Origin of the sequence: Silvania sp., assembly GCF_051656365.1 — a bacterium.
Classification (GTDB): Bacteria; Pseudomonadota; Gammaproteobacteria; order Enterobacterales; family Enterobacteriaceae; genus Enterobacter; species Enterobacter hatchlandensis.
In genome coordinates, this window is record NZ_JBOGBT010000039.1 from 35,753 (window position 1) to 49,378 (window position 13,626).

A 13,626-nucleotide genomic window follows, 5' to 3' on the forward strand; every position below is an offset into this window, starting at 1 on the left:
TACCTCTTACGCCAGACGCGGGTTAACTTTTTCTGCATCGATGTTGAATTTGGTAATTGCTTCCGCAACCACTTTCTTATCGATTTCGCCACGTTTAGCCAGTTCGCCCAGTGCCGCTACAACCACATAAGACGCATCAACTTCGAAGTGGTGACGCAGGTTTTCACGGCTGTCAGAGCGACCGAAACCATCAGTACCCAGTACGCGGTAATCATCAGCCGGTACGTAAGTACGAACCTGTTCAGCGAACAGCTTCATGTAGTCAGTCGATGCTACTGCTGGTGCGTCGTTCATCACCTGAGCGATGTATGGAACGCGTGGCGTTTCCAGCGGGTGCAGCATGTTCCAGCGCTCACAATCCTGGCCAGCACGCGCCAGTTCAGTGAAGGAGGTGACGCTGTACACGTCAGAACCTACGCCGTAGTCGTTCGCCAGGATCTGTGCTGCTTCACGGACGTGACGCAGGATAGAGCCGGAGCCCAGCAGCTGAACTTTACCTTTGCTACCTGCCACGGTTTCGAGTTTGTAGATACCTTTACGGATACCTTCCTCGGCGCCTTCCGGCATGGCCGGCATGTGGTAGTTTTCGTTCAGGGTGGTGATGTAGTAGTAAATGTTCTCTTGCGCTTCGCCGTACATACGGTTCAGGCCATCATGCATGATGACCGCCACTTCGTAGGCATAAGAAGGATCATAAGAGATACAGTTCGGGATAGTCAGAGACTGAATATGGCTGTGGCCATCTTCGTGCTGCAGACCTTCACCGTTCAGGGTCGTACGACCGGAAGTACCACCGACCAGGAAGCCGCGAGCCTGTTGGTCGCCAGCCTGCCAGCACAGGTCACCGATACGCTGGAAACCGAACATGGAGTAGTAGATGTAGAACGGGATCATCGGCAGGTTGTTGGTGCTGTAAGAGGTCGCAGCAGCCAGCCAGGATGCGCCTGCGCCCAGCTCGTTGATACCTTCCTGCAGGATCTGACCTTTCTCGTCTTCTTTGTAGTAAGCAACCTGCTCACGGTCCTGCGGGGTGTACTGCTGGCCGTTCGGGCTGTAAATACCGATCTGACGGAACAGACCTTCCATACCGAAGGTACGCGCTTCATCGGCGATGATTGGAACCAGACGATCTTTGATCGACTTGTTTTTCAGCATCACGTTCAGGGCACGAACGAAGGCGATAGTGGTAGAGATCTCTTTGTTCTGCTCTTCCAGCAGCTGGGAGAAATCTTCCAGGGCAGGCAGTTCCAGAGACTCGGTGAAGTTAACCTGACGGGACGGCAGGTAGCCGTTCAGTTTCTGACGCTGTGCGTGCAGGTAGGTGTGTTCTTCAGAGCCTTCCGGGAAGGTAATGTAAGAGAGGTTTTCAACCTGCTCGTCGGTCACAGGAACGTTGAAACGGTCGCGAACGTAACGCACGCCGTCCATGTTCATTTTCTTCACCTGGTGAGCGATGTTTTTACCTTCGGCGGTGTCACCCATGCCATAACCTTTAACGGTATGCGCCAGGATAACGGTAGCTTTGCCTTTGGTGTCTTGTGCGTTTTTCAGTGCCGCGTAGACTTTCTTCGGATCGTGACCACCACGGTTCAGGGCCCAGATCTGATCGTCAGACCAGTCTGCAACCAGTGCTGCGGTTTCAGGGTATTTGCCGAAGAAGTGCTCACGAACGTAGGCACCGTTTTTGGATTTGAAGGTCTGATAGTCGCCGTCAACGGTTTCTTGCATCAGCTGCATCAGTTTACCGCTGGTGTCTTTACGCAGCAGCTCATCCCAACGACCGCCCCACATCACTTTAACCACGTTCCAGCCAGCACCTGCGAAGATGCCTTCCAGTTCGTTGATGATCTTGCCGTTGCCGGTTACCGGACCATCCAGACGCTGCAGGTTACAGTTGATGATGAAGCACAGGTTGTCCAGTTTCTCACGGGTGGCGATAGTGATCGCACCTTTAGATTCCGGCTCATCCATTTCGCCGTCGCCCAGGAAAGCGTAAACGGTCTGCTGAGAAGTATCTTTCAGGCCACGGTGTTCCAGATATTTCAGGAATTTAGCCTGGTAGATGGCACCGATTGGACCCAGACCCATAGAAACGGTCGGGAACTGCCAGAATTCTGGCATCAGTTTCGGGTGCGGGTAAGAAGACAGACCTTTACCGTGAACTTCCTGACGGAAGTTGTTCATCTGCTCTTCAGTCAGACGACCTTCCAGGAACGCACGTGCGTACACGCCCGGAGAGATGTGGCCCTGGAAGTACACCAGGTCGCCGCCGTCTTTTTCGGTGCGCGCGCGGAAGAAGTGGTTAAAGCACACTTCATACACGGTTGCAGAAGACTGGAAGGAAGCCATGTGGCCGCCCAGCTCCAGATCTTTTTTGGATGCGCGCAGAACGGTCATAATGGCGTTCCAGCGAATTGCAGAACGGATACGGCGTTCCAGATCCAGATTGCCCGGGTATTCCGGTTCGTCTTCAACGGCAATCGTGTTTACGTAGTTGTTAGCCCCAGCACCTGTTGCTACTTTCACGCCGCCTTTGCGAGCTTCTGAAAGCATCTGTTCAATCAGATACTGAGCACGCTCAACACCTTCTTCACGGATGACCGATTCGATCGCCTGTTGCCAGTCGCGAGTTTCGATCGGATCCACGTCATTTTGGAGACGTTCTGACATGGGGGTATTCCTTATCTATCTAATACGTTGATTTGTCTGGAACCTGTCCCATTGTGTTCTCGTAAGAGAACACAATAAGACAGGTTCTGCGTTTAGTTGCCGCGCTCTAAAAAACTGGCGCTTAATCCTTTCTTTGCTGTATGCGGCGCAATGAACGTTCTCTACGACTTTGTTCACGGCTGCGGTCCAGCAAGATTTCCTCAATGAAAGCCAGGTGGCGGTGCGACGCTTCACGCGCCTGCTCCGGTTCCCCGGCCATTATCGCCTCGAATACACGAGTGCGATGGTTGCTGACCAGCGGGAGCATCTCCCGACGGGCATACAACAATTCAAAATTCTGTCGAACATTCTGGGCCAGCATCGGCTCCATGCAGCGTAGTAGATGAAGCAACACGACGTTGTGTGCTGCTTCAGTTACTGCAATTTGATACTGGACTACGGCATCAGACTCGGCGTCGAGATCGCCGGACTCCTGCGCCCGTTCAATGGCCTGATGCAGCTCACGGATACGCGCGCGATCTTCATCATTGCTGCGCAGCGCCGCGTAATAAGCCGCGATGCCTTCAAGCGCGTGACGGGTTTCAAGCAGATCAAACTGGGATTCTGGGTGGTCGGAGAGCAGCTCCACTAACGGGTCGCTGAAACTCTGCCACAGGCTGTTTTGCACAAAGGTTCCGCCGCCCTGGCGACGAAGCAGCAAGCCCTTGGCTTCGAGACGTTGGATCGCCTCACGCAGAGAGGGACGGGAGACGTCGAACTGTTTTGCCAGTTCGCGTTCAGGCGGGAGTTTTTCACCGGGGCGCAGAGTCCCTTCAAGGATCAAAAACTCCAGCTGCTGCTCAATCACATCGGATAGTTTTGGTTGGCGAATTTTGCTGTAGGCCATATTCCCTGTCTTACGCCTTTTTGCCCGGAGTCAATTGGTCTTACCAATTTCGAGTTCGTATCGCTAAAGTAACAAAGTATTCACCTTGTGTCCATATTGGTTTTGATTGAAATCATTAAACCCTGCACATTTTAACAACCTTACAGAAATAACGTTTCAGAAATGTAACTTTGCCCAAAAGAATTGATTACCACCAAAGAGGGAGATTTAACGTTAATGAAACGCAGCAAAGTGCGATCTGAACCGATTTAGCACAGCTAAAAATGAAAAATCGCCCACTTACGGAGCATTTTTATTCTATAGGTTGATTGAGGGACTTAAACGGGACGATTTACAAATGCTTTCTTTTTATTCAATCCATCTTCTTCCCCACATAAAGCAGGTGCATTCGCCGTCGCTTACCATTATTCTTCCCGTTACGGAAGACTCGCCCTACTTTTTGCGATAATTGAACCGTAAACTAATAAATACATGAAATGGAATTTCATAATTACACACGCCCGAGCGTGAACATAACAACCACACACGAGGTTTCATAATGGATGGTCAACAGCAAGGCGATCAGCTAAAGCGCGGCCTTAAAAACCGCCATATTCAGCTTATTGCTCTCGGCGGCGCTATCGGTACGGGCCTGTTTCTGGGCAGCGCATCGGTTATTCAGTCTGCCGGTCCGGGTATTATTCTGGGTTACGCCATTGCCGGCTTTATCGCGTTTCTGATTATGCGACAGCTGGGCGAAATGGTGGTCGAAGAGCCCGTCGCCGGTTCCTTTAGCCACTTTGCTTATAAATACTGGGGCAGCTTCGCCGGGTTCGCGTCCGGCTGGAACTACTGGGTACTTTATGTGCTGGTGGCGATGGCGGAATTAACCGCCGTCGGGAAGTATGTTCAATTCTGGTGGCCTGAAATACCGACCTGGGTTTCCGCAGCGGTATTCTTCGTGCTCATTAACGCCATTAACCTGACCAACGTAAAAGTGTTTGGGGAGATGGAATTCTGGTTCGCCATTATTAAAGTTATCGCCGTGGTGGCGATGATCCTGTTCGGCGGTTGGCTGCTGTTCAGCGGCAATGGCGGCCCGCAGGCAAGCGTCAGCAACCTTTGGGATCAGGGCGGCTTCTTACCGCACGGCATGACCGGGCTGGTGATGATGATGGCCATCATTATGTTCTCGTTTGGCGGTCTGGAGCTGGTCGGCATTACTGCCGCAGAGGCCGATAACCCGGAGCAGAGCATCCCAAAAGCCACCAACCAGGTTATCTACCGTATCCTGATTTTCTATGTGGGCTCGCTGGCGGTACTGCTCTCGCTGCTGCCGTGGACCCGCGTGACCGCTGACACCAGCCCGTTTGTGCTGATCTTCCACGAGCTGGGCGACACCTTCGTGGCCAACGCTCTGAACGTCGTGGTTCTGACGGCGGCGCTGTCGGTGTATAACAGCTGCGTATACTGCAACAGCCGCATGCTGTTTGGCCTGGCGCAGCAGGGCAACGCCCCAAAAGCGCTGCTCTCTGTCGATAAGCGTGGCGTTCCGGTGAATACCATTATCGTTTCGGCTCTGGTGACCGCGCTGTGCGTGCTGATCAACTACTTTGCGCCGGATTCAGCCTTCGGCCTGCTGATGGCGCTGGTGGTCTCCGCCCTGGTGATCAACTGGGCGATGATAAGCCTGGCGCACATAAAGTTCCGTCGTGCGAAACAGCAGCAGGGCGCTACAACGCGCTTCCCGGCCCTGCTCTACCCGGTGGGTAACTGGATCTGCCTGCTGTTCATGGCGGCGGTGCTGGTCATCATGCTGATGACCCCGGGCATGGCGATCTCGGTTTATCTGATCCCGGTTTGGATTGTCATCCTCGGGGTGGGTTACATGTTTAAACAGAAAAATGCGAAGACCATAAAAGCGCATTAATCCCCTCCCCTCTGCGCCCGACGGGCGCAGAGGGTTGTTACCTTCCTCACACTTTCCCGCCAATAGCCATTTCATCCATATCAGCGACGTTATACTGCAACGCATATTTTGCATAGGCAGCGAATAATTCTCTCCATACCGTAACTCAGAGAGACGTCGATGAATAACAACAAACTGTCAGTGAAAGAAAAGATCGGCTATGGGATGGGCGACGCCGGATGCAACATTATCTTTGGCGCCATCATGTTGTTTGTGAACTATTTCTATACGGACATTTTCGGCCTGGCGCCTGCGCTGGTGGGTGTCTTACTGCTTTCAGTACGCGTCATCGATGCGATTACCGATCCGATTATGGGTGCGATTGCCGATCGTACCCGCAGTAAGTATGGGCGATTTCGTCCATGGCTTTTGTGGATTGCCTTCCCTTATGCGCTGTTCAGCATCCTGATGTTCACCACGCCAGAATGGAGCTATAACAGCAAAGTTATCTATGCATTTGTTACCTATTTCCTGCTTTCACTGACCTATACGGCCATCAATATTCCGTACTGCTCGCTGGGTGGCGTCATCACCAACGACCCAAAAGAGCGTGTAGCCTGCCAGTCCTATCGCTTTGTCATGGTCGGTATTGCTACGCTCTTGCTGTCACTGACGCTGCTGCCCATGGCCGACTGGTTCGGCGGGGATAACAAAGCCAAAGGCTATCAGATGGCCATGACCGTACTGGCGCTGATTGGCACCTGCATGTTCCTGTTCAGCTTCTCTACCGTGCGCGAGCGCGTACGCCCGGCTGTACAGACCAATGACGAGCTGAAAAACGACCTTAAAGATGTCTGGAAGAACGATCAGTGGGTGCGCATTTTGCTACTGACCCTGTGTAACGTCTGCCCGGGCTTTATTCGCATGGCGGCCACCATGTATTACGTCACCTGGGTCATGGGCCAGACGACCCACTTTGCCACCCTGTTTATCAGCCTTGGTGTTGTGGGCATGATGCTCGGTAGCGTGCTGGCAAAAGTGCTGACCGATCGCTGGTGCAAGCTGAAAGTGTTCTTCTGGACCAACATCGCGCTGGCGATCTTCTCCTGCGCATTCTATTTCTTTGATCCGAAAGCAACGACGACCATCGTGGTGCTCTACTTCCTGTTGAACATTCTTCACCAGATCCCGTCCCCACTGCACTGGTCACTGATGGCCGATGTGGACGATTACGGCGAGTGGAAAACCGGCAAACGCATCACCGGGATCAGCTTCTCGGGCAACATATTCTTCCTCAAACTGGGGCTGGCGATTGCCGGTGCGATGGTCGGTTTCCTGCTCTCCTGGTACGGTTATGACGCCGGTGCAAAAGCGCAGAGCGCAGATGCCATTAACGGCATTGTGCTGCTCTTTACCATCATTCCAGGCGTCGGATATCTCATTACTGCGGGCGTGGTACGTCTGCTGAAAGTAGACCGTGAAACCATGAAGCAGATTCAGGAAGATCTGGAAAAACGCCGCAACAACTATCGCGAGCTGAATGACTATCAGGAACTCAAAGCCGCTGAGACTAAATAAGGAAAGCCTGATGCAAAACTGGCCAAACCCGTTTATTGAACAACGCGCAGACCCGTATATTCTGCGCCATGAAGGGCAATACTATTTTATCGCTTCCGTGCCGGAATATGACAGGCTCGAGATCCGCCGGGCCGATTCGCTGGAAGGGTTACGGAGCGCCGAACCGGTAGTGGTCTGGCGCAAGCCAGACAGCGGCCCGATGAGTGAGCTGATCTGGGCCCCGGAACTGCACTGCATCGACGGCATGTGGTACATCTACTTTGCCGCTACTCACACCCATGCGCTGGATAAGCTCGGCATGTTCCAGCACCGAATGTTTGCGCTGGAATGCACCGACAGCGACCCCCTTAGCGGTACCTGGCACGAAAAAGGCCAGGTGAAAACGCCCTTCGATACCTTCGCCCTGGATGCCACCACCTTCATGCATCAGGGCAAACGCTGGTATTTATGGGCGCAAAAAGCGCCGGATATCGCTGGAAACTCAAACCTGTATCTGTGTGAAATGGAGAATCCGTGGACGCTGAAAGGCGAGCCGGTGATGCTTAGCAAACCGGAGTATGACTGGGAATGTCGGGGATTCTGGGTCAACGAAGGCCCGGCGGTGTTATTCCACGGCGACCGGCTGTTTATCAGCTACTCCGCCAGCGCGACCGATGAAAATTACTGCATGGGACTGCTGTGGATTGACACACAAGCCGATCCGCATAACCCGGCTAACTGGCAGAAATCACCGCAGCCGGTGTTTACCACCAGCTATGAAAATCGCCAGTACGGGCCGGGACACAACAGCTTTACCCAGACTGCTGACGGGGAAGACGTGCTGATTTACCACGCACGAAACTACACCGAAATCGAAGGCGATCCGCTCTACGATCCGAACCGCCATACCCGTCTGAAGTTAGTTCGCTGGAAAGAAAACGGGATGCCCGATTTCGGCATCCCGTCAGCGGATACTGTCTAAACCTGGCGGCGCGCTGGCTTAAACCAGCGCGCCGTAAATGGTCAGCAGCGCCACAATCACCACCACCGCAAAGGTGGTTTTTTTGGCCATCGAAACAGCCGCTTTTGGCGTTTCAATTTTGTCTGTATGCGGTTCACGCGCCAGCGAGAACTGAGCCAGACGCGTCAGCACCTGGTACTGGGAGGTGTGGCGATCGCCCAGTGAAGCAAACCATCCCGGCAGCGCTTTTTCGCCATGCCCGATCAGGGCATACACCACCCCGAACAGCCGCACCGGCAGCCAGTCCAGTACGTGCAGGATAGCATCAATGCCCGATTGCAAACGCTCATGCGGCGTCAGGTAGCGTGCCAGCCAGCTCTGCCAGGCACGTAAAAACGCGTAGCCCATCAGCAGCACCGGCCCCCACATTCCGCCCACCACGAACCAGAACAGCGGCGCCAGATAGTAGCGAAAATTAATCCACAGCAACGCGTTTTGCAGCTCGCGCAGAAACTCGCGCTCATTGCACTCCGGCGGCACGCCGTGGATCAGCGTCAGTTCGCTGGCCATCGCCCCGCGAGCATGAGCATCATCACGGGAGGCAGCCTTCAGATAGGCATGATAATGAAGACGCACCTTGCCCGCACCAATGCACAGCACGCCAAGCAGGATCCACACCACCAGCAACGGAACGTTAAAAAAGAGGCCGTGCAGCGAACGCAGCAGCAGAAACACGCCCCCCATCATTGCACCCATCATTAACAGCGTACGCAGCGGGGAAAAATGACGGATACGGCGGAACAGCACTTCCATCCGGTGATCCAGTTGCCAGTGCTCACCCAGTTTGAATAAACGCTCAGCGGAGATCACCAGCAGCATGGTAAATAACGTCATGTCATCTCCTTATCTGACAGAGCGGTAAGCAAGGTTCTGAATCGTTCCCAGTTAAACGCCGGGCCGGGGTCAGTTTTTCGCTGCGGGGCAATATCGCTATGCCCGGTGATGTGCCCGGCCATGGCCGGATAGCGCTGCATCAGCATCCGCGTCAACGCGGCCAGTTGCTGATACTGCGCATCGGTATAGGGCAGCGTATCCGTCCCTTCCAGCTCAATGCCAATCGAAAAATCATTACAGCGTTCCCGTCCTTCATAGCAGGAGACTCCCGCATGCCAGGCTCGTTTATCAAAAGGAACATACTGGACGATTTCACCGTCGCGGCGAATCAGACAATGGGCTGAAACGCGCAGATGCGCTATTTCATCAAAAAAGGGGTGAGCATCCGGATCGATTGTTCCGGTGAATAACGCATCAATCCACGGACCACCAAACTCGCCGGGCGGCAGGCTAATGTTGTGAACCACCAGCAGTGAGGGTGCCTCATCCTCAGGGCGGCAATCGTGGTGCGGCGAGGGTACATGCCGTGCATCCACCAGCCATCCATGTTCTAACTGCATGCAGGATCTCCTTAGATATGGTGCTGATTCCCGGTTCAGAGTAGCATGTTTCAATCTTATGATTCGTTACCAATTTGGAGTTTTATCATGCCGCCTCGCCGCTACAACCCCGACCACAGACGTGACGCGCTTCTGGAACGTATTAATCAGGATATCCCGGTAAGCGTCGCCCAGGCCCTGCGCGAAGATTTGGGTGGAGAGGTGGATGCCAGTAACGACATCACCGCCCAGCTGCTGGCGGAAGATGCGCGCTCCCATGCGGTCGTGATCACCCGTGAAGACGGCGTATTCTGCGGCAAACGTTGGGTTGAAGAGGTCTTTACTCAACTCGCAGGGGACGGTATTCAGGTAACCTGGCACGTCGAGGATGGCGACAGCATCACCGCCAATCAGCCTCTGTTTGAACTTGAAGGCGCCTCGCGGGTGCTGCTGACCGGCGAGCGCACCGCGCTTAATTTTGTTCAGACGCTTTCCGGCGTCGCCAGCGAAGTCCGCACCTATGTTGATCTGCTGGAAGGCACCCAAACGCAGCTGCTGGACACCCGCAAAACGCTACCCGGCCTGCGCACCGCGCTGAAGTATGCGGTACTGTGCGGCGGTGGTGCCAACCATCGCCTCGGGTTATCCGATGCCTTCTTAATTAAAGAGAACCACATTATCGCCTCTGGCTCTGTTCGTCAGGCAGTGGAAAAAGCCTTCTGGCTGCATCCGGATGTGCCGGTTGAGGTGGAGGTCGAAAGCCTGGAAGAGCTGGACGCGGCGCTGAAAGCGGGCGCGGACATTATCATGCTGGATAACTTCAAAACCGAGCAGATGCGCGAAGCCGTGAAACGCACTAACGGCCAGGCACGCCTGGAAGTGTCCGGCAATGTAACGCGCGAAACGCTGCGTGAGTTTGCCGAAACCGGCGTCGATTTTATCTCCGTTGGCGCGCTGACCAAACACGTGCGCGCCCTTGATCTGTCGATGCGCTTTCGTTAACTGACTGCCTGCCCGGCCTGCACTGGCCGGGTATCTCGACCCGCCTCGCAAATAAAATGTTCCGCGCTGTAACGCCCACATAATGCTCTGAATCCCGCATCACGAAACGATTTTTGTCGCTCGCCCGTTGCCCGACACGCTGCCACAGTAGCGCTGGTCTACATAAGGAGCGACCCATGGAAAGACAAAAAGGATTTACCCTCATCGAGCTAATGGTGGTCATCGGCATCGTTGCCATTCTTAGCGCCACCGGCATTCCGGCCTACCAAAACTACCTGCGTAAAGCCGCACTCACTGACATGCTGCAAACCTTCATGCCCTACCGTACCGCAGTCGAACTCTGCGCCCTGGATCATGGAGGAACGGACAGCTGCGATGCCAGCGTCAACGGTATTCCCTCCCCTGCCACCACTCGCTATGTCTCTGCCATGAGCATCGCCAAAGGCACGATTACCCTGACCGGCCAGGAGAGCCTGAATGGTCTGGAGGTGGTGATGACCCCGGTCTGGGATAGCGGCAACGGTATCACCGGCTGGACACGCGTCTGCACCGTTGGCGAAGACAGCGCGCTTAAGCAGGCCTGCGAAGACGTGTTCCGCTTTAGCGCCGTTGAGGAGAGCGGGCAATGAATCCAGACAAACTGATGGCGCTGTGTCAGCGCCACAATGCCCTGCTGCTGACCAGCGACACCGAGACGATAGACATTGCGGTTATCGGCACACCCGAGCCGACGATGTTAGAAGCACTGCGTTTCGCCACCCAGAAACGGGTCAACATCGAGTGCTGGACCCGCGAAAAAATGGAAAAACACCGACAAACCGCCACGCTGTCGCATCTACCCGTCATTGCTGGCGCGGCAAACTCGGCGGTTGAGATCCTTAATCGCACCCTGATTCAGGCGCTGAACCAGCGGGCCTCAGATATTCATATTGAGCCCGCCGAGGAAAGCTGGCAGATCCGACTGCGCATCGATGGCGTTCTGTATCCCCAGCAGCCGCTCTCTTCCACCCTGGGCACCACGCTTATCGCACGGCTGAAGGTGCTGGGCAACCTGGATATCGCTGAGCGACGACTGCCTCAGGATGGACAATTTACGGTCGAACTCACCGGCTCACCGGTGTCGTTTCGCATTGCCACGCTCCCCTGTCGCAGCGGGGAAAAGATCGTTCTGCGACTCCTGCAGCAGGAGCAACAGACGCTTTTGCTCGATCAATTGGGGATGAGTGAAACGCAGCAGCGGCTGTTTACCAGCGCACTGCACAAACCACAAGGCCTGATACTGGTGACCGGCCCCACAGGCAGCGGCAAAACCGTGACCCTTTACAGCGCGCTGCAGGCCCGCAACACGCCAGCAGTTAACATCTGCAGCGTTGAGGATCCGGTGGAAATCCCACTGGAAGGGCTGAACCAAACCCCGGTCAATCCCCGGGCGGGCTTAACCTTTCAAAATGTACTGCGCGCGCTGCTACGCCAGGATCCGGATATCATCATGGTCGGTGAAATACGCGACGGCGAAACAGCAGAGATCGCCATGAATGCGGCACAGACCGGGCATCTGGTGCTGTCGACCCTGCACACCAATTCGACGGCAGAAACGCTGGTGCGCCTGCAGCAGATGGGGGTAGCGCACTGGATGATCGCCTCAGCCCTGTCTTTGGTTATTGCCCAGCGACTGGTACGTCGCCTTTGCCCGCACTGCCGTAAGCAGGCCCACCGGGAAGCGCCCCTGCCCGATGCGTTATGGCCCCGGCCTCTGCCACACTGGCAGCCCGCCGGTTGCGACCGTTGCTATCACGGCTTTTATGGCCGCGTGGCGATCTTTGAGGTACTGGTTATCACCCGCGAGCTGCGAACGGCCATCGCCAACGGCGCGGCCGTGGAAGAGATCGACAAGCTTGCCCGACAATCGGGCATGACCACGCTGTTTGAACATGGGTGCATGGCGGTTGAGCAGGGCAAAACTACCCTCGAAGAGCTGGTCCGGGTGCTGGGTGTACCGGATGGCCAGTAATCAACTCTGGCGCTGGCGCGCCCTCAGCCTACAGGGTGAACGCCAGCAGGGCGCACTGTGGGCGCCCGATCGAGACACCGCATCGGCTGTGCTGCGGGATAAAGACCTGTTACCGCTTGAGCTTAAGCGGGGTGCACGGCCTACCCCACGCTGGCAGCCGCAGCATCGCTATGAGGTGATTCATCAGCTGGCGACGCTGCTGCAGGCAGGGTTAACGCTGTCGGCAGGTCTGGATCTTCTGGCGCAGCAGCACCCGGCCAGACACTGGCAGGCGCTGCTGCAAAGCCTTGCCGACGATCTCAGCGCCGGGTGCGCGTTTTCAGATGCGCTGAAAAAGTGGCCGAATGTCTTTCCACCGCTCTACGTTTCAATGATGAAAACCGGGGAGCTGACGGGCAAACTCGACGAGTGCTGTCGTCAGCTGGCGCAACAGCAAAAAACGCAGCAGCAGCTTAGTGCGAAGGTAAAAAAGGCGCTGCGCTATCCGGTCATTATTCTCACGCTGGCCGTTGCCGTGGTGCTGGCTATGGTGACGCTGGTGCTGCCGGAGTTTGCCGGGATCTATCAAACCTTCAATACGCCCTTACCGGCCCTGACCCAGGCCGTGATGGGGATAGCCAGCTTTCTTCAGGAGCGAGGCGTGGCGCTGGTGCTGTTCCTGCTGGTTACCGTGATGGGTCTGCTTACTGTACACCGTCATCGCCGATGGCGCGTTGCCACCCAGCGCCTGATGCTGCGCTGCCCGATAATCGGCTCACTCGCGCGCGGGCAAAAATTAAGTCAGATCTTTACCGTGCTGTCGCTGACGCAGCAGGCGGGTATTGCTTTTTTACAGGGGCTGGAAAGCACTGAAGAGACGCTGGAGTGCCCTTTCTGGAAGGAAAAATTACAGGCGATTCATCAGCGCGTGACGCAGGGGTCGCCTATCTGGTCAGCCCTGAATGATGCCCAGGTATTCACACCGCTGTGCATTCAGTTGGTACGTACCGGCGAAGCTTCGGGCGCGCTGGACACGATGTTGCGTAATCTGGCACAGCATCATAATGAACAAACCTTTCAGCAGGCGGATAATCTGGCTTCGCTGCTGGAACCGCTGCTGTTGATCGTGACGGGGATTATTATCGGTACGCTGGTGGTGGCGATGTACCTGCCCATTTTCCATCTGGGGGATGCGATGGGGGCGGGATAACGCTGGCGCGTGAGAGCGCCAGCGAGAGA

General features: G+C 55.3%; 11 protein-coding genes. 7 read left to right on the plus strand and 4 right to left on the minus strand.

Annotated features, from left to right (window positions below):
- Nucleotides 1-6: 6 nt before the first annotated feature.
- Both aceE and pdhR read right to left on the minus strand, forming a co-directional pair.
- Nucleotides 7-2,670, minus strand: coding sequence for a pyruvate dehydrogenase (acetyl-transferring), homodimeric type (gene aceE / locus ACRDD5_RS07940; protein WP_438676419.1), 2,664 nt, complete (start codon nucleotides 2,668-2,670; stop codon nucleotides 7-9).
- 121 nt (nucleotides 2,671-2,791) lie between these two features.
- Nucleotides 2,792-3,556, minus strand: a complete 765-nt coding sequence (gene pdhR / locus ACRDD5_RS07945; RefSeq protein WP_271266722.1) for a pyruvate dehydrogenase complex transcriptional repressor PdhR — start codon at nucleotides 3,554-3,556, stop codon at nucleotides 2,792-2,794.
- Nucleotides 3,557-4,094: 538 nt separating this feature from the next.
- Here pdhR and aroP point away from each other — a divergent pair.
- The 3 genes from aroP to ACRDD5_RS07960 all read left to right on the plus strand — a co-directional run bounded on the left by aroP (nucleotide 4,095) and on the right by ACRDD5_RS07960 (nucleotide 7,983).
- Nucleotides 4,095-5,465, plus strand: a complete 1,371-nt coding sequence (gene aroP / locus ACRDD5_RS07950) for an aromatic amino acid transporter AroP (RefSeq protein WP_271282428.1) — start codon at nucleotides 4,095-4,097, stop codon at nucleotides 5,463-5,465.
- Between the two features lie 159 nt (nucleotides 5,466-5,624).
- Nucleotides 5,625-7,022 carry a glycoside-pentoside-hexuronide (GPH):cation symporter gene (locus ACRDD5_RS07955; RefSeq protein ID WP_271282429.1) on the plus strand — a complete coding sequence of 466 codons (1,398 nt, stop codon included), beginning with the start codon at nucleotides 5,625-5,627 and terminating at the stop codon, nucleotides 7,020-7,022.
- Between the two features lie 10 nt (nucleotides 7,023-7,032).
- The gene (locus ACRDD5_RS07960) at nucleotides 7,033-7,983 is read left to right on the plus strand and encodes a glycoside hydrolase family 43 protein (protein WP_271282430.1); all 951 of its coding nucleotides are present in this window, start codon (nucleotides 7,033-7,035) and stop codon (nucleotides 7,981-7,983) included.
- A gap of 18 nt (nucleotides 7,984-8,001) precedes the next feature.
- Here ACRDD5_RS07960 and ampE read toward each other — a convergent pair whose 3' ends face one another.
- The gene (ampE, locus tag ACRDD5_RS07965; RefSeq protein WP_438676420.1) at nucleotides 8,002-8,856 is read right to left on the minus strand and encodes a beta-lactamase regulator AmpE; all 855 of its coding nucleotides are present in this window, start codon (nucleotides 8,854-8,856) and stop codon (nucleotides 8,002-8,004) included.
- Nucleotides 8,853-9,416, minus strand: a complete 564-nt coding sequence (gene ampD / locus ACRDD5_RS07970) for a 1,6-anhydro-N-acetylmuramyl-L-alanine amidase AmpD (RefSeq protein ID WP_438676421.1) — start codon at nucleotides 9,414-9,416, stop codon at nucleotides 8,853-8,855. Before ampD ends, ampE begins: the two co-directional genes overlap by 4 nt.
- Before the next feature lie 87 nt (nucleotides 9,417-9,503).
- On the opposite strand from ampD, the gene nadC reads away from it, so the two are divergent.
- The 4 genes from nadC to hofC all read left to right on the plus strand — a co-directional run bounded on the left by nadC (nucleotide 9,504) and on the right by hofC (nucleotide 13,597).
- The gene (gene nadC, locus ACRDD5_RS07975) at nucleotides 9,504-10,397 is read left to right on the plus strand and encodes a carboxylating nicotinate-nucleotide diphosphorylase (protein WP_271282433.1); all 894 of its coding nucleotides are present in this window, start codon (nucleotides 9,504-9,506) and stop codon (nucleotides 10,395-10,397) included.
- 176 nt (nucleotides 10,398-10,573) lie between these two features.
- Complete coding sequence (ppdD, locus tag ACRDD5_RS07980) at nucleotides 10,574-11,026, plus strand: prepilin peptidase-dependent pilin (RefSeq protein ID WP_438676422.1); 453 nt, start codon at nucleotides 10,574-10,576, stop codon at nucleotides 11,024-11,026.
- Nucleotides 11,023-12,408 (plus strand): type II secretion system protein GspE, encoded by a 1,386-nt coding sequence (gene gspE / locus ACRDD5_RS07985; RefSeq protein ID WP_438676423.1) that lies wholly within the window; start codon nucleotides 11,023-11,025, stop codon nucleotides 12,406-12,408. The genes ppdD and gspE overlap by 4 nt, the downstream gene beginning before the upstream one ends.
- On the plus strand, nucleotides 12,398-13,597 hold the full coding sequence (gene hofC / locus ACRDD5_RS07990) for a protein transport protein HofC (protein ID WP_438676424.1): 1,200 nt from the start codon (nucleotides 12,398-12,400) through the stop codon (nucleotides 13,595-13,597). Before gspE ends, hofC begins: the two co-directional genes overlap by 11 nt.
- Nucleotides 13,598-13,626 lie beyond the last annotated feature (29 nt).